Origin of the sequence: Pseudoduganella danionis (genome assembly GCF_009720775.1) — a bacterium.
In the GTDB taxonomy this organism is placed as follows: Bacteria; Pseudomonadota; Gammaproteobacteria; order Burkholderiales; family Burkholderiaceae_D; genus Rugamonas; species Rugamonas danionis.
On record NZ_WNKW01000001.1, the window covers coordinates 1,435,121 to 1,457,293 of the forward strand.

General features: G+C 61.8%; 23 protein-coding genes. 12 read left to right on the top strand and 11 right to left on the bottom strand.

The features are described from left to right. The first annotated feature begins 123 nt into the window (after nt 1-123). The 3 genes from GM655_RS06180 to GM655_RS06185 are packed head-to-tail and all read left to right on the top strand — an operon-like array spanning nt 124 to nt 1,658. Nucleotides 124-747: a hypothetical protein gene (locus GM655_RS06180; protein ID WP_155433676.1), complete on the top strand. Its 624-nt coding sequence runs from the start codon at nt 124-126 to the stop codon at nt 745-747. A 19-nt stretch (nt 748-766) separates the two neighbouring features. Beyond that, a complete protein-coding gene (locus GM655_RS22735; RefSeq protein WP_196308710.1) occupies nt 767-1,183 on the top strand; it encodes a hypothetical protein in 417 nt (138 codons plus the stop codon). Then, nucleotides 1,170-1,658 carry a tetratricopeptide repeat protein gene (locus GM655_RS06185; protein ID WP_196308711.1) on the top strand — a complete coding sequence of 163 codons (489 nt, stop codon included), beginning with the start codon at nt 1,170-1,172 and terminating at the stop codon, nt 1,656-1,658. Before GM655_RS22735 ends, GM655_RS06185 begins: the two co-directional genes overlap by 14 nt. 33 nt (nt 1,659-1,691) lie before the next feature. On the opposite strand, the gene GM655_RS06190 is transcribed toward GM655_RS06185, so the two are convergent. From GM655_RS06190 to GM655_RS06210, 5 genes are all read right to left on the bottom strand, one after another. Continuing rightward, complete coding sequence (locus tag GM655_RS06190) at nt 1,692-2,933, bottom strand: YncE family protein (protein ID WP_155434168.1); 1,242 nt, start codon at nt 2,931-2,933, stop codon at nt 1,692-1,694. A gap of 19 nt (nt 2,934-2,952) precedes the next feature. Then, nucleotides 2,953-3,933, bottom strand: a complete 981-nt coding sequence (locus GM655_RS06195; RefSeq protein ID WP_229632389.1) for a creatininase family protein — start codon at nt 3,931-3,933, stop codon at nt 2,953-2,955. Between the two features lie 256 nt (nt 3,934-4,189). After that, a complete protein-coding gene (locus GM655_RS06200; RefSeq protein WP_155433678.1) occupies nt 4,190-6,142 on the bottom strand; it encodes a CocE/NonD family hydrolase in 1,953 nt (650 codons plus the stop codon). A 169-nt stretch (nt 6,143-6,311) separates the two neighbouring features. Next, entirely contained in the window at nt 6,312-7,745 is a 1,434-nt protein-coding gene (locus GM655_RS06205; RefSeq protein WP_155433679.1) for an aldehyde dehydrogenase family protein, read from the bottom strand. Between the two features lie 117 nt (nt 7,746-7,862). Next, nucleotides 7,863-8,513 carry a substrate-binding periplasmic protein gene (locus GM655_RS06210; protein WP_229632390.1) on the bottom strand — a complete coding sequence of 217 codons (651 nt, stop codon included), beginning with the start codon at nt 8,511-8,513 and terminating at the stop codon, nt 7,863-7,865. 163 nt (nt 8,514-8,676) lie between these two features. Here GM655_RS06210 and GM655_RS06215 point away from each other — a divergent pair, with 163 nt between their 5' ends. Further along, nucleotides 8,677-9,333: a flavin reductase family protein gene (locus GM655_RS06215; protein ID WP_155433681.1), complete on the top strand. Its 657-nt coding sequence runs from the start codon at nt 8,677-8,679 to the stop codon at nt 9,331-9,333. A gap of 11 nt (nt 9,334-9,344) precedes the next feature. Here the strand turns inward: GM655_RS06215 and GM655_RS06220 are convergent, their stop codons facing one another. After that, nucleotides 9,345-10,433: a type II asparaginase gene (locus GM655_RS06220; RefSeq protein ID WP_155433682.1), complete on the bottom strand. Its 1,089-nt coding sequence runs from the start codon at nt 10,431-10,433 to the stop codon at nt 9,345-9,347. Between the two features lie 142 nt (nt 10,434-10,575). Here GM655_RS06220 and GM655_RS06225 point away from each other — a divergent pair, with 142 nt between their 5' ends. Further along, on the top strand, nt 10,576-10,938 hold the full coding sequence (locus GM655_RS06225; protein ID WP_229632391.1) for a hypothetical protein: 363 nt from the start codon (nt 10,576-10,578) through the stop codon (nt 10,936-10,938). A 3-nt stretch (nt 10,939-10,941) separates the two neighbouring features. On the opposite strand, the gene GM655_RS06230 is transcribed toward GM655_RS06225, so the two are convergent. Beyond that, nucleotides 10,942-12,078, bottom strand: coding sequence for a patatin-like phospholipase family protein (locus GM655_RS06230; protein ID WP_229632392.1), 1,137 nt, complete (start codon nt 12,076-12,078; stop codon nt 10,942-10,944). Between the two features lie 249 nt (nt 12,079-12,327). Between GM655_RS06230 and trhA the strand changes: the two genes are divergently transcribed. The 7 genes from trhA (at nt 12,328) to GM655_RS06265 (ending at nt 17,186) form a co-directional block, all read left to right on the top strand. Next, a complete protein-coding gene (gene trhA / locus GM655_RS06235; RefSeq protein ID WP_155433683.1) occupies nt 12,328-12,945 on the top strand; it encodes a PAQR family membrane homeostasis protein TrhA in 618 nt (205 codons plus the stop codon). A gap of 39 nt (nt 12,946-12,984) precedes the next feature. Further along, the gene (locus GM655_RS06240) at nt 12,985-13,866 is read left to right on the top strand and encodes a LysR family transcriptional regulator (protein WP_371866718.1); all 882 of its coding nucleotides are present in this window, start codon (nt 12,985-12,987) and stop codon (nt 13,864-13,866) included. Between the two features lie 103 nt (nt 13,867-13,969). Beyond that, nucleotides 13,970-14,347, top strand: a complete 378-nt coding sequence (locus GM655_RS06245; RefSeq protein WP_155433684.1) for a LiaF transmembrane domain-containing protein — start codon at nt 13,970-13,972, stop codon at nt 14,345-14,347. Further along, nucleotides 14,344-15,051, top strand: coding sequence for a LiaF transmembrane domain-containing protein (locus GM655_RS06250; protein WP_196308712.1), 708 nt, complete (start codon nt 14,344-14,346; stop codon nt 15,049-15,051). The genes GM655_RS06245 and GM655_RS06250 overlap by 4 nt, the downstream gene beginning before the upstream one ends. Before the next feature lie 2 nt (nt 15,052-15,053). Beyond that, nucleotides 15,054-16,130 (top strand): sensor histidine kinase, encoded by a 1,077-nt coding sequence (locus GM655_RS06255; RefSeq protein ID WP_155433685.1) that lies wholly within the window; start codon nt 15,054-15,056, stop codon nt 16,128-16,130. Between the two features lie 6 nt (nt 16,131-16,136). Continuing rightward, nucleotides 16,137-16,880, top strand: a complete 744-nt coding sequence (locus tag GM655_RS06260) for a LytR/AlgR family response regulator transcription factor (protein WP_155433686.1) — start codon at nt 16,137-16,139, stop codon at nt 16,878-16,880. A gap of 75 nt (nt 16,881-16,955) precedes the next feature. Then, a complete protein-coding gene (locus tag GM655_RS06265) occupies nt 16,956-17,186 on the top strand; it encodes a hypothetical protein (protein WP_155433687.1) in 231 nt (76 codons plus the stop codon). A gap of 43 nt (nt 17,187-17,229) precedes the next feature. On the opposite strand, the gene GM655_RS06270 is transcribed toward GM655_RS06265, so the two are convergent. The 4 genes from GM655_RS06270 to GM655_RS06285 form a co-directional block, all read right to left on the bottom strand. Next, nucleotides 17,230-19,521 (bottom strand): ATP-dependent DNA helicase, encoded by a 2,292-nt coding sequence (locus GM655_RS06270; RefSeq protein ID WP_155433688.1) that lies wholly within the window; start codon nt 19,519-19,521, stop codon nt 17,230-17,232. Further along, complete coding sequence (locus GM655_RS06275; protein ID WP_155433689.1) at nt 19,509-21,149, bottom strand: VRR-NUC domain-containing protein; 1,641 nt, start codon at nt 21,147-21,149, stop codon at nt 19,509-19,511. Before GM655_RS06275 ends, GM655_RS06270 begins: the two co-directional genes overlap by 13 nt. A gap of 133 nt (nt 21,150-21,282) precedes the next feature. Next, nucleotides 21,283-21,870: a phasin family protein gene (locus GM655_RS06280; protein WP_155433690.1), complete on the bottom strand. Its 588-nt coding sequence runs from the start codon at nt 21,868-21,870 to the stop codon at nt 21,283-21,285. A gap of 94 nt (nt 21,871-21,964) precedes the next feature. After that, entirely contained in the window at nt 21,965-22,171 is a 207-nt protein-coding gene (locus GM655_RS06285) for a hypothetical protein (RefSeq protein WP_155433691.1), read from the bottom strand. Nucleotides 22,172-22,173 lie beyond the last annotated feature (2 nt).

Here is a 22,173-nt window from a genome sequence, read left to right on the forward strand (position 1 = left end):
GCTTCTCGAGCTGGTGCGGGGACGGGCGGTGGTCGCGTGCAGTGACATTTGGCGCATTTTCATCGTCGGTCCGGTGGTAAGCTCGCTGCATCATTCAGCATCATCATAGGAGTAGTATCAGGCATGGCGAAATTTCTACTGCTGTTGTTTTCTTTGCTGGCTAGCACTGCTGCCTGTGCCGCGCAGGAGCGTAGCGACGATCCTTTGGCTCCGCTGACAGAATGCGTCAACCGTGATGGCTTCCAGTTCCGCCAGCGCGATCGGCTGCCAGTCAGCGCGACGGGGCGCATGGTGAGTACCCGTCAGGGCGAGTTGTCCGTATCGACGGCCGATGGTTACCGGCTGATGATGTTCCGCCGCAGCAATGCGCCACTGGTCAATCTGAAGCTGGAGCGCTCGTTCCGCGGCCGCTTTGCTGATGACCGTGCGGCCATCACGACGCAGGTGCAGGATATTGCCGCTGCCAGCAAGGCGCCTCACCAGATCGTGCTGGACCGCAGCACACAGCAGGGTATCGAGATATTAGGCTTGAACTTTGCGGAGTTCGGCCAGGCCAGTGGCGTGATCAGTCACTACACCCTGTTCGACGAGCGCAGTGGCACTATCGCCACCGCGTATCTGCTGAATCAGCGTCCGGAAGTACGCGAGTTTGCAAACGAGGCGGAGTACCTGGCCTTGCGCGAGCAGTTCATCACGCTGCTGGCTGGGTGTCTGGCCACGGCCGGACAGGCAAGCGGTCAGCCGTAATAGAACGGGAGAGACGAGCATGTGGCGCTGCGTGGTTTTGCTGGGGTTGATGTGCGTAACGGCAGTGCTGCAGGCCTGCCCGCTGGCCGAGGATCTGGTGCACCGCTACGGAATTTCTGCGATAGGTTTCGAGCGCGAGCTACCTGCGGCAGAAGTCGATTTTGGCAGGAACGATGAACGGGTGCTGCGGCTTCCTCTGAACGGACGCGGAGCTCTGCTCGACGGTTTCATTCATCGGGCATACGTCGATACGCTGAGCAAGCAGGCATGGATACAGCGTTCCGGCGGCTATGCCGGGGTGTACGAATGGTATGGTCCCGTCAGCGTGGACTTGGGGCTATTGGCCGGCTGTGCTGATGCCAAGGCTCCGGCGCAGGGTGCAATGCTGGCAGGCGAGCCGAATACACGCCATGCGGGCAGCTATGTCCGCGAATAGCCACCGTGGCAGCATGGGTGGGCGTGGACCGGCGAGCTGGCGGCGGCGCGGGCAGCTAGGCCAGTTGCTAATGCTGCTGGTCTGTCTCGGGCAGGTGCCGCTGCATGCGCAGGATAACGAACTGGGTAAGCTAAACGAGGCCCTGACGCTGTACCAGCAAAAGCAGTTTGCCGCCGCCTTTAAAATGTTCGCGCAACTGGCGCGCGATGGCTTTCCCTATGCGCAGGCCATGCTGGGCAATATGTATCTGTACGGCGAAGGCGTAGCCGAAGACGATGGCAAGGCACTGTTATGGCTGCAACGTGCCGCACGGCGCAGCGACGATATGGCGCAGAACTGGCTCGGTATCATGTACGCATCGGGACGGGGCGTGCCGCAGGACAGCGCATTGGCGCGCCTCTGGTACGAACGCGCCGTTGCACAGGGCAGCGCGGTCGCCAGACTGTATCTGGAACGGCTGGCGCCCGCGCGCTAGCCGCTGGCGCGGCTAGCTGGCAGGGCAGGCCGCTTAGCGCAGGTTGCCCGTGTGGCCCACGGAGTAGCGGCCCGGCTGCGGCCAGACCACCAGACCGTGCGGCTCCTGGCCCACCTTGATCTGCTTGACGCTGCCGTCGGTAGTGTCGAAGCGATACACCACGTCGTCGAAGCGGCCCGAAAGCCACAGCGATTTGCCATCGGCGCTGACGTTGCCCATGTCAGGGCTGCCGCCGCCGGGTATCTGCCACTGTGCCACCACTTTTTCCGTGGCGAAGTCCACCACCGTCACGCTGCCGCGTACCTTGCGGCGACCGTGGATGCTGTGGGTGCCGCGGTTGGCCACGTAGAACTGCTTGCCGTCGCGGCTAGGGTAGATGCCGTGTGCGCCCAGACCGGTCGAGATGAAGCCGATTTCCTTGAAGGCGTCGCCATCGACGATGTGCACACCGTCCGCTTCCATGTCGGCGATGTAGAAGCGTTTGCCGTCCGGCGAAATGCGTATGTCCTGCGGCATGCCTTTCTTGGAGCTGCAGATTTCGCTGGCGAATGGCGCGTCCGATGGCGGCACATCCTTGAAGCGGGTGCTAGGCATGTTCAGTTTCAGATAGCCCAGTACCTTGCGTTCGACCAGATCGATCTTGGCGACGCTGCCTTCGAATTCGCAGGTGAACAGGGCGTAGCGGCCATCGATGGAGAAGTCGGCGTGGTTGATGCCGCCGCACTTGGGCGCTTCGATCGAATACTGCATGGCCATGGTCTGCGGATCGCGGAAGTCCAGGCGGTGCTTGGCTTCGGCTACGACGATGGCGGATTTGCCGTCCGGCGTGAAGTACAGATTGTATGGATCGTCTACCGCGATTTCCTTGCCCGGTTTGCCGGTGCGCGGGTCGATCGGAGTCAGGCTGCCGATGTTGGTGCGTTCGGCATTGTTGGCCACCCACAGGGTGCGCAGGTCCCACGAGGGAATCACGTGCTGCGGTGCTTTGCCAACCTTGAACTTGTCCACCACTTTGAGAGTGACGGGATCGATCACGGAGACGTCGTTGGAACGCAGATTGGGCACGTACACGCGTTCCAGATCGCCCTTGACGGCAGCGGAGATGAAGGCCGGGCCGTTGGTTTCGCTGTAGATGTTATTGCGGTTCACCACCGGCGGCATGCCCGGTACGGTGACGATGGCGGCAGCGGCTGGTGCAGCCGGCTTGTCATTGACTTTATCGGCGGCGACGACGGCGCCGGCGGCAGCCAGTGCAACGATGATTGCGGCACGCATGGTAGTTGGAGTGTTCACATTAGTTCCTATGGCTGGAGGTGGAGGCGCGCGATTCGCGCTCGTTTAAATAGTTACGTAAGCGGGTGACTGAACTGTCGACGATGCGCTGCAGGCCTAGCTGGCCCAGTTCGGCGCTGGCGCGGCGCGGGTCGCCCTGCACGCCATCGGCCGCTCCCGGCTTGGGCTGACGTGCCATGGCGTCGCTGCGTACCAGTGACTTGTCGACGGCCAGCGTCAGCGCGGTGTCGGCCAGTCCCGCATGGGTGCCGATTTCGGCTTCGCTATAGCCGCGGCTTTTCAGTTCGGCCACATAGGTGGACTGGGCGGCCTGATAGTAGTCGAGCAGCGCATAGGCACGGCAGCCTGCATCGGCGGCCCAGCTCTGATTGAGTTTCTGCGCTACCTTGCTCAGGTTCTTCTGGTAGCCGCCATGGTCGCCGATGAAAATGACGTCGCGGAAGCCGTGCTGGCGCAGGCTGCGCGCCGTGGCTTCGAGCAGCGACTCGAAAGTGGCTTCCGGGATCGAGATGGTGCCGCTAAAACGCATGTGGCCAGCCGGCGGCTTGATCTCGCCTTCCGGTACATAGGCGACGACGGGCGCGACGATGGTGTGGCCCAGTCTGAGGGCAATGTGCTGGGCCAGATACAGCGCGCGCACATTGTGTTTGCCCAGCACCAGATAGGGGCCGCTCTGCTCCGTGCCGCCGACCGGGACGATGACGGTGGTACTGCCGGCCGCGATACGTTCGCGCAGTTCGCTGCTGCTCAGTTGTTCCAGCGTGACGCTGGCCAGCATCGCCGGTGTGGCGGAACTGAGCGCTGGCGCGGGCGGCAGGCTGCCGGCGGGCGTGGCCTGCACCGTCATGGCGGCAAATGCCAGGCTCAGGCCTGCGGCCAGTTGCAAAGTGCGGCTGCAAACAGCCTTAGCCTGCCGGCGGTTCAGGGCGGGCAGGCGGGAATTCGGGACGTGACGGGCTTGCTGGTTCAAGCGTTGTTTCATGGTGCGGTGGTGGTGGGGAACTGCCCCCGTTGTGCGCTACTGTTTTCTCACTGCGCCGTGTGCGTCAGACGGTGCCCAGTGTCGCTGTTTTGGGGTGTCCAGTTCATTGATGTGGATCAAATATTTCTGTATTGCTCGCAGCATACAGCGAGTCGCGCCATAAGGGGAGGCTGCTGGCGTACCGTGCGCATACTTGGGCGGAAGCGGAGGCGGGGCCGGAGCGGGCAGGCTGGCTGCCGTTCCGGCGGGAATGGGCTTATTTGCCCAGTACTTGTACTTCGATGCCGGAGTACATCGAAGGCGCGTGGTAGATGCGCTGGGTGGCTTTGCGGAAGTCTTCCCGCTTGGCCTTTGGAATGTCGACAAAAGTCTGCGGATTCAGGTCCACCAGCGGGAACCATGAACTCTGGATCTGCACCATGATGCGGTGGCCACGGCGGAAGGTGTGGTTGACATCGCTCATGCTGAAGTTGATGGCCTCTACCTTGCCCGGCGTGAAGGGCTGCGCCGTTTCGTAGCCGTTGCGGAATTTGCCGCGCAGCGGATCACCGCGCACCAGTTGCTGGAAGCCGGCCATGGTCAGCGCCGGTTTCGGCACGTCGTTGGGGCGCGCTGCGCCATCGTCGCTGTGCGGATACTCGGCCGGATAGACGTCTATCAGTTTGACGATCCAGTCGGCATCGGTGCCCGTGGTGGAGACAAACAGGCGCGGCTTGATGGGGCCGGCCAGCGTGACATCCTCTTCCAGAATCTCGCTGCGGTAGGTCAGCACGTCGGGACGCGAGGCGGCAAAGCGCTGGTCGCCCACCATGTATTCCTTGGGCACACCCTGAGCCGGATAGGCCGTGTAGGGCACGGGCTTGAGCGGGTCGGCCACGTATTCGTCGAACTCGGCACCGGCGGCCGGCTGAGTCCAGCCCAGCTTGCCGTCCGGCGCCAGATACAGGGTGCGGGTTTTGGCCTGCTGGGGCGGCCATGCAGGGTAGTTGCGCCACACATTGCTGCCCGTCTCGAAGGCATAGACTTCGGCCACGCCCTTGTTGTTCTTGCCTTTCAGATGCTGTTCGAAGAACGGGTACAGGATGTTGCTGCGGAAGTAGGCGCCCGTCTTGGCATCGAATTTCACATAGCCGAGGCTCTGGCCATCGGCGCGGTTCCAGGCGCCGTGCGACCACGGCCCCATCACCAGACCGCTGTAGATGGCGGGGTTGTTGCGCTTGATGGCGCTATACGTGCTGAGCGGCCCTTGCAGGTCTTCCGCGTCATACCAGCCGCCCACGGTGAGCACGGCTGCCTTGATGTTTTTCAGGTGCGGCACGATGTCGCGCTGCTTCCAGAACTCGTCATAGGTACTGTGTTCGATGGTGGGCATCAGCAGCGCGCGCTGGGTGGGGCTCAGGGTGGCCGTGATATTCGACAGGGTCAGATGCTTGAGGAAGAAATCGTAGCCATCCGCCTCGCCATAGTCGAAGCGCTCCCAGGTCTTGGGCAGCGGAGTGGGGTTGGGGGCTTCCACAAACGCCGAATAGAAATCGAAGTTGGCCGCCAGCATGAAGGCGCCGCCATGGTAGGAGTCGTCATTCATGTACAGATTGGTGACGGGCGCCTGCGGCGAGGCAGCTTTGATGGCCGGATGGGAATCGATGATGCTGGCCGAAGTGTAGAAGCCGGGATAGGAGGTGCCCAGTATGCCGACTTTGCCATTGTGGTTGGCTACGTTTTTCAGCAGCCATTCCACCGTATCGTGCATGTCCTGGCTTTCATTGCCCTGGCCGGCGGCACGCTGGCTGGCCGCGTGCGGGGTCATTTCCACCCATTTGCCTTCCGACATGTAGCGCCCGCGTACATCCTGCTTGACGAAGATGTAGCCGCTGTCCTCGAACTCCTGGGCCGGGCCGATGTGCTCGGGGTAGTAGTCCACGCCGTAGTGCAGCTGGCCGTCGGCCTGCACGCCGGCGCTATACGGCGTGCGCTGGATCAGGAAGGGATAGGTTTTGCTGGCATCCTTGGGCACGTAGACGGCCGTGAACAGGCGTACGCCATCGCGCATGGGGATGCGGAATTCGTATTTGGTGTAGTGCTCGCGCAGGCTGTAGCGTGGCGCAGCGGCATCGGCTGCGGCAGCAGCGGCGGGTAGCTGTGCCAGCGCGAGGCCTAGCGCGAGCGAGAGTGTCAGGGTGGTCAGCAGGGGGCGGGCGCGCAGTGTCATGGGTTCCTTGCGTCAAGTAAGGCGAACCCGACTAGTGTAATCGCAGTGGATAACTTTGACTGCGAAATTTTTACGCAGCGAGATTTTTCCTTTTGAAAACAGCGAGTTATTCTGGTCGGGTTGGCTTTGTTAACAGCCTTATCCACAGAATTTGTTAACAACCGGCCGATTACAGTTTCGGCAGACGCAGCGTATCGACCACCAGCCGGATCAGGCGCTGGCGCGCCGCCGTGTAGGGTGGGAAGAACAGCTTGATCAGCATCAGCGGGGTCGCGCGCAGCACGGCGCGTTCGTGCGACATGGCTTTGAAGCCGTATTCGCCGTGTGCACTGCCTATGCCGGAATTATTGACGCCGCCGAAGGGTAGGTTGCCATGGGCAAAATGCGCCACGCAGTGATTGATGCATACGCCGCCCGAGCTGGTCTGCGCGACGATCTGGCGGATCTGTTCTTTGTGCGTGCTCCAGACATACAGGGCCAGCGGCTTGGGCGCGGCATTGATGCTGGCGATGACCTGATCAATGTCGTCATAGGCGATGATGGGCAACAGCGGACCAAAGATTTCTTCCGACATGATGTTGGCATCGGCCGGAATATCTTCCAGCAGGGTAGGCGCCACATAGCACTGGTCCAGATCCGTCAGCCCGCCCGTGCTCAGCACGGCGCCGCGCTGTAGCGCATCGGTCAGCAGGCCGGCCACGCGTTCCGTGTGGCGGCGGTTGACGATGCGGGTCAGGTCGGGATTGTTCAGACGTGCACTGCCATCAGCGCCGTAGCGCTGCTGCAGGACGTTGCGGCAGGCTTGCACGAAGGCGCTCTTCACGCTGGCATGGACGTAGACGTGGTCGGGCGCCACGCAGGTCTGGCCGTTGTTGAGGAATTTGCCCCACATCAGGGTTTCGGCGGCCAGCGTCAGGTTGGCGCTGGCATCGACGATGGTAGGCGATTTGCCGCCCAGTTCCAGCGTGACGCTGCTCAGGTGGCGCGCGGCGGCAGCCATGACCAGCTTGCCCACGGCCGGCGAGCCGGTGAAGAAAATGTGGTCGAACGGCAGATCGAGCAGGGCCTGTGCGGTTGGCTGGCTGCCTTCGAACAGGGCGACTTCTTCCTGCGGGAAAATGTCGGCAATGATGCGTGCCATCAGGGCCGAGACGGCGGGCGTCATTTCGGACGGTTTGATCATGGCCGTGTTGCCGGCAGCGAGTGCGGAGACCAGCGGGCCGAAGCACAGGCTTAGCGGGTAGTTCCACGGCGCGATGATCAGCACGCGGCCGCGCGGCTGGTATTCTACCGAGGCACGCGTGCCCAGCATGGTGCTGGTGGGCCAGTGGCCGCGCGGTTTCATCCAGCGCTTGAGCGAACCGAGTGCGTGGCGGATTTCGTCCATCACGGGCAGGAATTCGGATGCTTCCACCTCGGCCGGCGATTTGCGGTAATCGGCCGCAAACGCCGTGTAGAACGCTTCCCGCTGGGCCATCATGGCGTCGCGCAGGCGCGTCAGGCGGGCCTTGCGTTCGGCTAGCGTGGACAGGCGCCAGCGCAGGGCGGTGGCTTGTTGTGCTGCAAAAGTGCGCTGGATCAAACTTACGTCGGCTTCCGTCATGCTGGCAGTCTCCCATATTTTTTATGGAAGTCATTATTGCTGCATTTTCAATACCGAGCAAGCGCTTGATTTTCTGAATGGCAAGCGTAAGTTTGCCATCACGGTCGTCAGTGCAGATTATTGTGCCGTACGGCGCGGTGGTCGGAAATGGTCGAGTATGGCCTGGATACGCCCGCGCTTTTTGAGTGACTGGAGGGCGTGGTCCAAAGTTGCGAGGCTGAGCTTGCCCTGTGCCGGCAGGGCACAATAGGTGTCGAAGCTCCACACGGTGTAGGTGAGCGGATTCAGGGCCGCCCGTTCCGGATGTACTTTGCGCTGGTAGTCGTAATACAGGCTGTTGGTGATCATGTAGGTGAAGCGTTTGCGCAACAGTTTGGCCAGATTCTGGTCGTTATTGGCGGCATCGTCACGGGTGAATTCATCGTCCAACGGCTGCTCCACGTGGGGATAACGGTAGCCGAGGATGGTGCCGACGCGCTGGCGGCGCAATTCGTAGATGCTGCGGATGGCCGCCGTATCGCGCCGTGTGGCGACGATTTCATGGTTGGCAAAGACGGTTTCCGACCATTGCCAGTCCTTGCCGTCCAGCCATTCGGGACGCATATCGCACACCACATCGGCCTTGCCATCGCGCAGCGGTGCTTCCAGCCGCTTGCGCGGCACTAGCAGGTAGCGCGCGCTCAGGCCCAGTTCCTGCGCCAGTGCGTCGCCCAAGGCCTTGATCAGGCCGCCGGTCAGCTGGCCTTGCTGGAACTCTGTGTGGGGCATGGCGGTCCCGGTAGAAACGACAAACACCAGCTCACCGCCTTGGGCTGGGCCAAGGCAACAGACGGTGACGAATAGTAAGAAAAGCCGTTTCATATGGGTATCATACTCGTAGTCGTACCGGTGGCGGTTTCGGCTGATCATATTTGCTTGAGAGGATGAGTACATGCACGACAGCTACTTTTACCAGCCTGCGCACGGCCATGGCTTGCCGCACGATCCGTTCAACGCCATCATCGGCCCCCGTCCGATAGGCTGGATTTCCACGCTGGGGGCTGATGGCGTACGCAATCTGGCGCCCTACAGTTTTTTCAATGCCTTCAATTACACGCCGCCGCTGATCGGTTTTTCCAGTCTGGGGCGCAAGGATACGCTGCGGAATATCGAGCACAGCGGTGAATTCGTGTGGAATCTGGCCACCCGTCCGCTGGCCGAGGCCATGAACCTGAGCTGCGCCGCAGCGCCGCCGGAAGTGGATGAGTTTGGGCTGGCTGGCGTCACGCCGCTGGCGTCACAACTGGTGCAGCCGCCCCGCGTGGCCGAAAGTCCGGTCGCGTTCGAGTGCCGCTGCAGCCAGATCGTGCGGCTCAAAACGGCGGCCGGACAGGACACCGACGCCTGGCTGATACTGGGGGAGGTGGTAGGCGTGCATATCGCCCGGGCCTTGCTCAAGGATGGCGTGTATGACACGTCCGGTTCGCAGACCATCTTGCGCGGTGGCGGCCCGGCCGATTATTTTGAGATCCAGCCCGACAGCCTGTTCCGCATGGCGCGGCCGGAATATCCGCTGCCGGCGGGCGCCGGCGGCGGATCAGACAGCTAGTTACTGCAGCATCAGTAGCGGTAGAACATGTGCTGGATTTCCTTGCTGTCCGTGCTGCGGGTCAGGGCCAGCATCAGCAGGATGCGGGCTTTCTGCGGGTTCAGCGTATCGGCCGCCACGAAGTCCAGTTCATCATCATTGGCTTCGCCGTTGCGGGCCACGATGCCCTGGCCGACGCGGCTGGCGCGCACGATCAGCACGCCTTGCTGGCGCGCCGCTTTCAGCGCCGGCAGCACTTTACCGGCCAGGCTACCATCGCCCACGCCGGCATGGATCACCCCTTTGGCGCCGCTGGCTACCACGGCATTCAGTGCGGCCGGGCCCATGTTGGCGTAGCCGTAGACGATGTCGACCTGCGGGAGGGCATCCAGTTTGCTGATATCAAACTCCGTATCGACCGTGTGCTTGCGGGTCGACACATGGTAGAAATAAGGCTTGTTGCCCTGAATGTAGCCGAGCATGCCCAGTTCCGGCGTCTTGAAGCTGTCCAGCGTCGAGGTATTGGTTTTGGTCACGTCGCGCGCCGCATGGATCTGGTCATTCAGGGCCACCAGCACGCCTTTGCCGACTGCGTCCTGGCTGGCAGCCAGCAGCACGGCGTTGTACAGGTTGATAGGGCCGTCAGCCGACAGGGCCGTGCCCGGACGCATGGCGCCCACCAGCACCACGGGCTTCTTGCTCTTCACCACCAGATCGAGGAAGTAGGCGGTTTCTTCCAGCGTATCGGTGCCATGGGTGATGACGATGCCATCCACGTCAGGCTGGGCCAGCAAAGTGTTGACGCGCTTGGCCAGCGTGAGCCAGTGCTCGTTGCTCATGTTTTCACTGGCGATCTGGAATACCTGTTCGCCTTTTACCTGCGCCACTTTGGCCAGCTCGGGCACGGCCTGGATCAGACGGTCCACGCCTACCGTGGCAGCCGTGTAGCCTACCGTGGTGGTGCTGGTGGCGCCGCTACCGGCGATGGTGCCGCCAGTGGCGAGGATGGTGACATGGGCCAGCTTATCGGCGCTGGCAGCGGCGGCCTGGGCGGCACTGGTGAGCAGCATGGCGCAAGCAAACAGTGCCTGTAGCAGGCGGGCGGGTAGCGGATGGGACATGGGTTCTCCTGAGCTGGCTGTAAAGCTGGTGATAGTAACAAATACCCGGCCTGTCAACAATGCAAGCCTCTGCCGCGTTATGTCTGGCGGGACACAGTGTTTTCGTGGATAATTTTCCTGAAACTGTTATAAAAGAGAAAATATGATGATGTTAATAAACGTCATGAGAGGTCTGAGCCGGCTCGCTTTGGCGTCGGCCCTGATGCTGACGCTGGCAGCCTGCGGCAAGAGTGCTGCCCAGCAGCATCAGGAAGATGTGGCCACGCTCACCAGTCAGGGTGAAAAATACGTGAAAGAAAAGGTGCTGGAGCCCGCTGCGGCCCAGTTCCGCAACCAGTTCATCGGCAAGGGCGGTGCTCCTTGCGGCGAAGTCAATACCAAGGATGCGTTTGGCGGCTACATCGGCTATCAGCGCTATATCGCCGTAGCACGCGACCTGACCCTGCTGGCGCAGGATGTGGCGCCGGAAGAATTCGAGCAGAACTGGCGCCAGTTGTGTCGCTAGCGCCTAGCTGCGCACACTGCGCAGCGGCTTGCTGTGGCGGGTGGCGCGGCGGATGCCGGGCGGATGCTGGCCACGCGGGTGGCGCAGGGCTTCCTCGGCCCGGTCATAGCCAAACTGCCACTGGTCATCCATGAAACGCACAAATTCCTCGTAGGTGGGCGGCATGGTCAGCTCGATGCGGTTGCGCCGCCAGTGTAGCTTCTGCTGCAGCTGCTGGCGTGCCAGCGTATGCGACACGTCGGAACTGTCGATGCGGATATCGGCCAGATGGGTGTTGGCATAGCGCAGACGGGCATTGCCGTTGATGCCCAGCACGGCGCGCCATGCCGGGATGGAAAACACCTGATCAAACGCTTCCTTGAATTCCATAATCACTTCATGTCCGAGCCGGCGCGCTATTTCGACGGGAAATAGATCAAGTACGCCGCCTATGTATTCGTCGCCGTTGTAGGGCTGGCAGCGGAAGTAATACATATCGGCGATGGAAATACGCGCGGCCTGATCCAGCGTCGCGCCCTGTTCCAGCAGCAATTCGTTGGCGATCGCATGCTGGCCCCAGCGCGCTGAACTGAGCGGGGCCTTCATATGCGCCAGCAGGGCGGCGCTGCGCGCATCGCAGAACACCGTTTCGGCAAACAGTTTGCGCTCGCGGCGCGGCTGGCCGATCTCGCTGGCATCGAACAGCAGCTTGCCGCCTATGATGGCAACCGCCACTTCGGGCTGGCCGCTGTCGGGCGGGAAGGGCAGCTGGGGCGGAATTTCGAACAGATAGTCGCCGAACAGATCGGGTATCACGGGCGCGTTGGCGCTCGAGAGTTTGCGCCGTGCGGCTGCCAGCAGCGTACCGGCCAGATTGGCTTGCGGCGTCGAGCGCAGGCTGCACCAGAACTGGTACATGGCCTGCGACGACAGCCACGCGCGCTGGGCCGCCGGATCAGGCAGGTGGTGGATGATGGTGGCCGCAATCGCGCCACCGCAACTGGCCAGCAGCACATCGGGCGCCTGCCCGGCCGCGCGCAGGGCCGCATACATGCCGATATAGATGCCGAAACGGAAGCCGCCCCCGCCCAGCACCATGCAACGTTGATAGGGTTGTGCTGCAGGCGCACTGAGCGGGTCGGGCTGGGCAAACGGATTCATGGCGACCACCTTACCACATCCGTCGCCACGCTCCCATGCTTGCGCTCCGCGCAAAGATCTTGCCCCAGTTTTTGTATAAAAATTTGTAACATTGTTTTATTTCAATTTTTATTATGATATGCTTAGTTTTTTACTAAGTATCAATCTGGCGGGCGTTTTAGAAGGAGTGCTCGGGGCACGGCTGGTGCAGTGCAATACAATGAACTAGCGATGGCAATCAGGCCATCGACTGCACTCATTGGAATTGGCATGTACTACGGCGAACGGTTTAACAGCATCACCCATACAGTCGGCGCGGCGCTGGCTGCGATAGGCGGCACTTTGCTGGTGGTGCTGGCAGCGCGCAGCGGCGACGCGTGGAAGGTGGTCAGTTTCAGTGTCTATGCGGTCACGCTGCTGGCGCTGTATCTGATCTCGACGCTGTACCACAGCCTGCGCGGGCGTGCCAAGCAGATACTGCGCAAGATGGACCACTGCGCTATCTACCTGCTGATCGCCGGCAGCTATACGCCGTTCACGCTGGTCAGCCTGCGCGGGCCGTGGGGCTGGTCGCTATTCGGCGTGGTGTGGACGCTGGCGCTAGTGGGCATCGTGCAGGAGTTGCTGTTTGCACGCGGCGCGCGGGTGTTGTCGCTGGTGATTTATGTCGCCATGGGCTGGGTGGCCGTGATCGGCGCCAGTCCGCTGGTACAGGCGCTGGGCTGGGATGGTTTTGCCTGGCTGGCCGCTGGTGGTCTGGTGTACACGGCGGGCATCGTGTTTTTCGTGACGGACCACAAATGGTCGTATGGCCATGGAGTCTGGCATTTGTTTGTGCTGGGCGGCAGTGCCTGCCACTATGGGGCGGTGCTACTGTATGTCGCCTGAGCATATCCGGTAACAGTAATTTTCTAGGGTAGAGTGCACGTGGAAATCAATTCCGATGATCTGAAGACGTTTATTACCGTAATCGACAGCGGCACTCTGAGCGCTGCCTCCGTTCATCTGGGCCAGACTACTTCTGGCGTGAGCCGTGCACTATCGCGGCTGGAAGACAAGCTGGCGACCTCGCTGCTGACCCGTACCACGCGCCGCATGGAACTCACGGAAGAAGGCCAGATTTTCCTCGATCAGGCGCGCGCCATCCTCGGCGCCATGGAAGAAGCAGAAGAATCCATCCGCATCCGCCAGCAGAAGCCGGCCGGGCGGCTGTGCGTATCGGCTGATTCGGCCTTCATGCTGCATTGCGTGGTGCCCCATCTGGCCGAGTTCCGCCAGCGTTATCCCGACATCCGACTCGAGCTCAATAGCAATGAGCAGCTCAGCGAAGTGTTTGAGCAGCGTACCGATATTGCGATCCGCGTCGGCCTGCCGGAAGATCCGGCCCAGCACGCGCAAGTGCTGGCCAATTCGCCGCTGCAGGTGCTGGCCAGCCCGGAGTACCTGCTTGAACACGGTACTCCCCAAGTGCCGGAAGATCTGGCCGGCCATACCCTGATAGGCGAAGGCCAGCATGGCGCCGAGCAGCTTTGGCCGCTGCGCCATGGCGGCGGCAACAGCCTGCCCATCGTGGCGGCACTGGTGGCTTCCAGCGATGAAACGCGGCGCCAGTTGGCGTTGCGCGGTCAGGGTATCGTCTGCCTGGCCGATTATCTGACGGCGGCCGATGTGGCGGCCGGACGGCTAGTGCCCTTACTGGCTGAGGCGAATAATGGCCAGACCCGGCAGATCTGCGCGGTCTACTTCCGCAATACCCAGCTCGCCCAGCGCATCCAGTGCTTCCTTGGCTTTTTACGGGAAAAACTGTAAGTCTGCGTCATTCACCGGTGGATTTCCGTCATTGGCCGAATAGCGGTTTCGCCGCCAGTGGCGGCGCGGTATCGTGCTAACCATACCGCAACAGGAGACTGACATGACTGTACACACTGCTTATCGCTGGCGCAAACAGATGATCTGGGGCATCGTGATGATCGCCGCCGGCGCCGTCCTGCTGCTGGACCAGATCGAACTGATCCAGCTCGAATTCAATCTGGCCCAGTTATGGCGCTACTGGCCATGGCTGCTGGTGATCAGCGGCGTGATCAAGATGATTCCGCCCACCACGGCCAAGCATTTTTCCAACGGCCTGTGGGAGATTTTCTTCGCTGGCTGGTGGTATGTTTCCTTCAACCGCATCTGGGGTGTAGGCTTTGGTGAGACCTGGCCGGCACTGCTGATCGCCTGGGGTGTGTGCCTGATGCTGCGCCCCCTGCTGGACAATATCCACGCCTCGATCAAGGAGCAAGCATGAGAACCCCGCGTCCACGTAATCCGGCCTCGCAAATGGTGGTAGGCCTGTTCGTCATCGTCATCGGCCTGATTTTCCTGCTCGATAATATCGGCCTACTCGATCTCGATTTCACGCTGCACCTGTGGCCCACGGCGCTGATCTTCTTCGGCATCCTCAAAATGCTGCAGACCCGTACGGCCGGTGGCGCCATCGTCGGCGGCGGTCTGATCCTGTTCGGCGGCGTGATCTTCCTGCACGACATAGGCATTATCCAGCTAAGCTGGCGCGCGCTCTGGCCACTGATGCTGATTCTGGCCGGGCTGTCGGTCGTGTTCAAATCGGGCACGGGCAAGTCCTTGTTCGAAGATGGCCGCATCAGTCTGGACAAGGGTAGCGACGATGCGCTGCTGAATATCACCGCCATCCTGGGCGGCTTCCAGCGCCGCGTCACCACGCCGGATTTCCGTGGCGGTGAAGTGACGGCCGTATTCGGTGGCTGCGAGCTGGACCTGCGCCAGAGTTCGATCAACAGTGTGGCTGTGCTGAATGTGTTTGCCATGTTTGGCGGCATCACTATCAAGGTGCCGGCCGATTGGACGGTGGAACTCGAAGGCACGCCGATTATGGGCGGCTTCGAAGAGAAGACCATCGTACCGCCGACCCAGGAGAAACGTCTGATCGTACGCGGCTACGCCATCATGGGCGGTCTGGAAGTGCGTAACTGAGCATGCAGGGGCTAAACCTCAACCGGCGCGGTAGCCAGATCTATCTGCTGGTCTGGCTATGCCTCGGTAGCGCGTTCGGCAGCGTGCTGGTGCTGGCCAAGGTGGCACCGCTGGCCAATGCGCTGCTGTTCGCGATTCCCATGCATGTGCTGTATGCGTTTGTGGCGGGCTACTCGGCGCACTATCTGTGCCGCGCCTATCCGCTCAGCGGCCGTAGCGAGGGCGCCATCGTACTGGTGCTGCTGATGGCGGCCATGGTGTCGGGCCTGCTGTGGCTGGGGGCCGGGCAGTTGTGGAATAGCGCGTGTCTGGCACTGGGCGTGAGCTGGGCCGGCATCGTGCTGGGGCCGCAACTGGCGGCCACCGTGGTAGGACTGGGCGTGCTGCTATATGGCTTTGCCGCCGCGCTGCATTATCTGGTGATCGAGTTTGTGCGTGCCAAACAGGCCGAACAGCGCGAACTGGAATCGCTGCTGATGGCGCAGGAAGCCGAGCTGCGCATGCTGCGCACCCAGATCGATCCGCACTTCCTGTTCAACAGCCTCAATTCCATCAGTGCGCTGACTTCGCAGGACGCCAAGGCCGCGCGCCGCATGACGCTGGAACTGGCCAGCTTCTTCCGCCAGAGTCTGGGCATGGAAGCGCATAAAAAGGTTACGCTGGGCGAGGAACTGAAGCTGATCCGCCACTTCCTCGCGATCGAACAGATACGTTTCGGCGAGCGCCTGCAGATCAGCGAGCAGGTGGGCGAACAGGCCGATGACTGTCTGGTGCCGCCCATGATCATCCAGCCGCTGGTGGAAAACGCCGTCAAGCATGGCATCTGCAATCTGCCGGAAGGCGGTGTGATTGTGCTGACGGCTAGGCGCTCCGGTTCCATGCTGCAGATACGGGTGGAGAATCCGGTTGATCCCGACGCCGGGGCTGTGCAGCGCGACGGACATGGCATAGGTCTGAGCAATGTGCGCCAGCGTCTGGCGGGCGTCTACAAACATGAAGCGAGCATCCACTGGGGCCAGCAGGACCAGCGCTTTGCGGTGGAGATTACGATGCCTGCACAGACAGGCGAGGGAGACTAGACAGCGATGCGTATCATTATCGTCGACGATGAAATGCTGGCGCGCGGGGTGGTGCGCGAGTATCTGGCCGAGCACCCCGATGTGGAGGTGGTGGCCGAATGTGCCAACGGTTTCGAAGCCGTGAAGGCGATTACGGAGCTGGCGCCGGATCTGGTGTTCCTCGATATCCAGATGCCCAAGCTGGATGGCTTTGAAGTGGCGGAACTGGCCGGGAACAAGACGCGCTACATCTTTGCCACCGCGTTCGATCAGTATGCCATCAAGGCCTTCGATTTCCATGCGCTCGACTATCTGCTCAAGCCTTTCAGCCAGCAGCGCTTCGATCAGGCACTGGCCCATGCACGCGCGAATCTGGCCGCCAGTGGCGCTGCGGGCGATGCGGCCGTGGCGAATATGGTGAAGGAAGCGGTGGCGCGCCAGCGGCCGCTGGGCCGCGTGCTGATACGCGATGGCGCCAAGGTGCATGTGATCACCTGCGACAAGATAGACGTGATCGAAGCGCAGGATGATTATGTGCAGATCCGTTCGGAGGGGCGCAACTACCTGAAGAACCAGCGCATGGCCGAACTGGAGGAGCAGCTCGACGGCGAGCAGTTCATGCGCATCCACCGTTCGTGGATCGTCAACATCGCCTGCGTGGAGCGGATAGAACAGGCCACGCGCGATAGTTATGTGGCTGTGCTGCGTGATGGCAGCAAGGTGCCGGTCAGCCGTAGCGGCTACCAGAAGATACGGGCGGTGCTGCAGTAGCCGGCCGCGTGGCGCAAGCGGGCAGCAGCGTTGCTGCCGGCGGCTTTTTTCAACTTTCCTTTTTGAGTATCACATATGTATTCCAAACTTGAGCGTAAATGGTGGTTCATTGCACCGGTAACGGCACTGGCGGCCATCCTGACCAATTATCTGGTCGGCGCTGCGGGCTTGATCCAGCCTTACAACAGCGCCCAATGGGTGCTGTATGTGCTGGCCTTTGTCGGCATCCAGCGCGCCCTGTCGTTTGCGCTCTGGCTGTTGGTACTGTGCGTTGCACCGGCCAGCGCAGTGCCGGAACGCAGTTGATCGCTGGCTGCGGATAAGCTGCTGCGCCGTGCCGCAATACGAGCTATTCGACGTGCCACCATGCGGGCAGCAGTGCGCGTAGTTCAGGGCGGCCGAAGCGGTCATCGATCAGGTAGACGGTGCCGCGGTCAGTCTGGGTGCGGATCACGCGGCCCGCAGCCTGCACCACTTTCTGCATGCCGGGATAGGTGTAGGTGTAGTCATAGCCGGCGCCAAACAGACTGTCCATGCGCTCGCGTATCTGCTCGTTGACGGGATTGACCTGCGGTAGGCCCAGCGTGGCGACGAACGCGCCGATCAGCCGAGCACCGGGCAGGTCTACCCCTTCACCGAAAGCGCCACCGAGCACGGCGAAGCCTATGCCGCAGCTATCCGGCGTGTAGCGGGCGAGGAAGTCAGCGCGTGCCGCTTCGTCCATGCGGCGCGTCTGTGACCACTGCGGGATATCCGGGTAGTGTTCGGCCAGAGTTTGCGCGGCTTTTTCCATGTAGTCGAAGCTGCTGAAGAAAGCCAGATAGTTGCCGCGCTGCGTGGCGTACTGCTGTCCCATCAGATGGGCGATAGGCAGTAGCGATTGCTGCCGCTGCTGGTAGCGGGTGGAGATGTGGGCGGCCACTTTGACGCTGAGCTGCTCGGCCACGAACGGCGATTCCACATCCACCCATGCCGTGCTGTCGGGCATGCCGAGCAGATCGTGAAAGTAGTTCCACGGGCTGAGCGTGGCCGAGAACAGGGCGCTGCAGTGGCTGAGCTGGAAGCGCGGCGCCAGATACGGTGCGGGTACGATGTTGCGGATGCACAGCGTGCTGTCGCTGTGCGCGCTGCTGCGGCCCGCGCGCTTTTCGATGTCGAACAAGGCATGGGGACCAAAGCTTTCTGCCAGCCGGGTAAATTGTAGGGCGTTGAAATAGAACTCCTGCAGCAGCGGTTCGTTATAAGTGGGGTGTTCGTTCTGGTAATCGCTGATGGCGCTGGCCGCCGTCTGCAAGGCGCCCAGCCATTTTTCCGGCAGTTCGGCATAGGCCTGATAGTCGGCCTGCTGTTCCTTGACCAGTTGATTCCACTGGCGCTGCACGCGGTCCAGCGGTTTCTTCAAGGCTTCCGGCGCGATCTTGCGCAGCACGCGCAAGCTGCTGTGACTCATGTCGGCGCTATACATCTTGCGCGCGCGCGACACCATGTTGTGGGCTTCGTCCACCAGCACGCTGACCTTCCAGTCATTCATCACTGTCAGGCCGTGCAGCATGGCGCTCTGATCGAAATAGTAGTTGTAGTCGCCCACGATGACGTCACACCAGCGCGCCAGCTCGCTGCCCAGATAGTAGGGGCAGACCTGATGTGCCAGCGCGATGTCTTGCAGCGTCTGGCGGTCGAGTATGCGCTGCTGCTGCGCGGGCAGGCAGACGTCGAGCGCGGCCTGACGGGCGGCCGGCAGGCGATCATAGAAGCCGCGCGCCAGCGGGCAGGATTCGCCGTGGCAGGCCAGTTCGGGATGGACGCAGGCGTTGTCGCGCGCCACCAGTTCCAGTGTGCGTAGCGGCAGCAGCGCGGCGCTGGCGCGGATCACCTGAACGGCATCGAGCGCGAGCTGGCGCCCCGGCGTTTTGGCAGCCAGGAAGAATACTTTGTCGGTCTGCTGCTGGGCGGCGGCCTTGAGCATGGGGAACAGGCTGCCGACGGATTTGCCGATGCCGGTGGGGGCTTGTGCCAGCAGACATACGCCGCGTTTGCTGGCGGTGTACATGGCGGCCGCCAGTTCGCGCTGGCCGGGACGGAAGCCCGCATAGGGAAAGGCCAGTTGCTCGAGCTGGGCATCGCGGGCGCTGCGGTGAGCCATTTCCTGTGCGGCCCATTGCAGGAATCGTTCGCACTGCTGTTCGAAATAGTTCTTGAGCTCTGCTGCGCTGTACTCCTGCTGCAGCATGGTCTCCTTCTGGCTGCCGACATCAAAATACACCAGTGCCAGCGTGATCTGGGTCAGAGCCTGACTCGCGCACAGCAGATGGCCATATACTTTGGCCTGAGCCCAGTGTAGCTGGCGCTGGTTGTCGGGCATGCGCGTGAGATCGCCTCTATAGGTCTTGATTTCTTCCAGCCGCTGCGCCGCGCTGTCGTAGCCATCGGCACGGCCGCGCACATGCAGCGGGCCAAAGTCGCCGGCCAGCGCCAGTTCGCGTTGGTAGTGGCTGCCGCGCCGTGCCGTAACGGTGGCATGTCCGGCCATGCCTTCCTGCGCCGTGGGCGAGGGCGTAAAGCGCAGATCGAGGTCGCCGGTTTTGGCCGTGAACTCGCACAGCGCACGCACGGCGATGGTGTAGCGCTTCATTGCGTCCATTGCAGATAGCACACGGCGACGGGCATCGCGTGTTCGGTGCAGTATTCGATCCAGCGCAGCTGGTTGTCCTGCAGCCGGTCGCCCGGGCCTTTCACCTCTATCATGGTGTAGCGCTGCTGTTCGGGCCAGAACTGGATCAGGTCGGGGAAGCCGCTGCGGTTGGCCTTGATGTCGTCGAGGATGCGTTCGAAAGCGCGGCGCAGATGCAATGGCGGAATGCAGTCCAGCGCCAGTTGCAGCAGTTCTTCGTCCAGCGTTTCCCAGTAGACGAAGGGCGACTGGATGCCGGCCTTGGCGCTGTAGTTGGCCAGGATGGTGGCGCGGTAGCGGCCATCTTCCAGTTGCCCTAATGCCGCCTCGAACTGGCTGCGGCGGCGCTGGCGGAAATCGGCGCTATGCAGATCGGCCGGCGCGCGGTGGTAGGGATGGAAGAAGGCGCCCGGGATGGGGCTAAAGATGGCGTCCCAGCACAGCAGGCCAAACAGTGAGTTGATCAGCGCATTTTCCACGTAGTACACGGGCGCTGCATCCTGATGCAGGTGTTCGCGCACCACCAGCTCCACATAGGTGGCGACGGCCGGTGGCGCTAGCTGCAGATCGATGCGCTGCGGCTGGGCCTGCTCTACGCGGGCCGGTTTTGGCTGGCCCACGGCGCGCGCGAGTCGTGGCGCCATGCGCAGCAGTTGCTGGCGTTCGGCTGCGCTTTCGGGCGCCTGCATGGCTTGCTGCAGCAGCGCATAGGCGGGGCCGCTGCGCCCATCTTTTTCCAGCACACGGATGGCGCGCGCGCGGGCGCCCGGATACAGGCTGTCGGCGTACAGCAGGTAGGCGGCGGGCCAGTCCTGCTGCTTTTCCAGATGCTGGGCGATCTGGAACAGGAATTTGTGGCGCCGGCTGCGCAGCCACTCGTTATCGTCGGCGCAGGGCGGCAGGTCGGCGATCACGTCGCTGTAGTCCGCGCCGGCATTGAAGCGTTCGTAGCAGTTGTGCAGGGCGAGGAAATCGTCGATGTCGCGGCGGTTGCGAAAGCCCCGCGCAGCCGGCGAGAAGTCGACTTTTTCATACTGGTAGATACCCAGATCGGACAGCACGAACTCGGTCCAGTCCTGATAGAAGTTACCGAAAAAGATAAGGCGCAGGCGGTCGCACAGGGGCTGGATCAGGTTGCGGTAGCAAGGGTCGCTGGTTGCGCCGCACCAGTCCGTATAGTGCTGCGGCCTATCGAACTGCGGCTGCAGTGCTGCCAGCTGGTCGGCCTTGCGCAGCTGGCGCAGGGCCGGCGTTAGCTGGAATACCTCGGTGATTTCGGGCTTCTGCAGCAGTTCAAACAGTTCTTCCAGCGAGAGCAGGGGATCGGTGGCCACCAAGCCCCGTTGCACCAGCGGCAGTGCGGCGTCTTGGGTGTCGCCGATTTCCTCGTACACCAGTTTGGAGGCGCGGAACAGCGTGCCTTTGCGCATCACCATGCGCACCAGCAGGGCCCGCGAAGCCTGGGGCAGGCTATGGTAGGTGGCGAGGAAATCCCGCTCGTCCTGCGCCAGTAGGTCGTCGTAGCGCTCGCCTATCCAGCGCAGCACCAGTTCGAAGTTGTCGAGGTAATACAGGGGATTGTCGAGCACGCGGTTCATGACGGGCGCTAAAAGCGATAACTGTTTTTATATACAGTGTAGCGCTTCCGCTCGTATCCGGCAAACCTGTTGCGCGCGCAGTGAACAGTGGCAGGCGACCGCGTCAGGCGCGGCCGCACTGCAGGGACTGGCCTTATTTGGCCGTTTTGCGGCTGCGCGCAGGCTTGGCTGGTTTGGCTGGCGTGGCCGTGTTCTGCTCGACCAAGGCGCTGGCTTTGGCGATTTGCTCTTCCACCGAAGCGACGGCCTGCTTGGTGGCTTTAGTGACCTGCTCGTAGCCGGCAAACGCGTTGTCGATCGCGGTTTTGACGATTTGTACGGCATTTTCCGAACCGGGACGCACGTTCTTGGTTACGTCGTAGATCAGGGCGCTCAGCGTGCTCTTGGCTTCCGTCATGTGGGCGTCGGCTGCGCGGCTGAATTCTTCGCGGATTTCGGCAATGATGGCACCCAGTTGTTCGTTGTAGGCGGCAGCACCGGCCATGCCCGGCTGTACCTTGGCCGCTGCCAGCGACATGGCGGCTTTCGGATCGCTGCTCTGGCTGAGCTCTTTGCTGGTCGCCAGTTGTTCTTCCATCTGCGCTTTGGCCGTGGCCAGATTGAGCGCAACGACCTGTTCTACCCCCTGCACGGCTTTGCTGGTGAGGGTGTTAAAGGTTTCTAGCTGGAATTCAAACAAGGCTTTGGTGGCGTTCGCAAATTGCTCTGGGTTGGTGAACATACAGTCTCCTCGGATAGTTGGGATGCAGCGTGACTTGTTCTGTGTGGCTTGATACTTTGCTACGGATTGTTTGCTACCGCATACGGGCAAACCATTATTTAGCAAGCAGGCGCTTTTCGCAACGGCTATCTTTAAACGGGCCCGCATCCTGCACCCAGCCGGGGCCTAGCGGCGTCTGCGAGCAGGCCAGTTGACCGTCTATCTTGCTGCGCCACAGATACCACGGGGCAGGGCCAGCCTGCACGGCGGCAGCCAGCAGGCACAGCAGACAGAGTATCGACCAGGGTTTGATATGGCGCATGA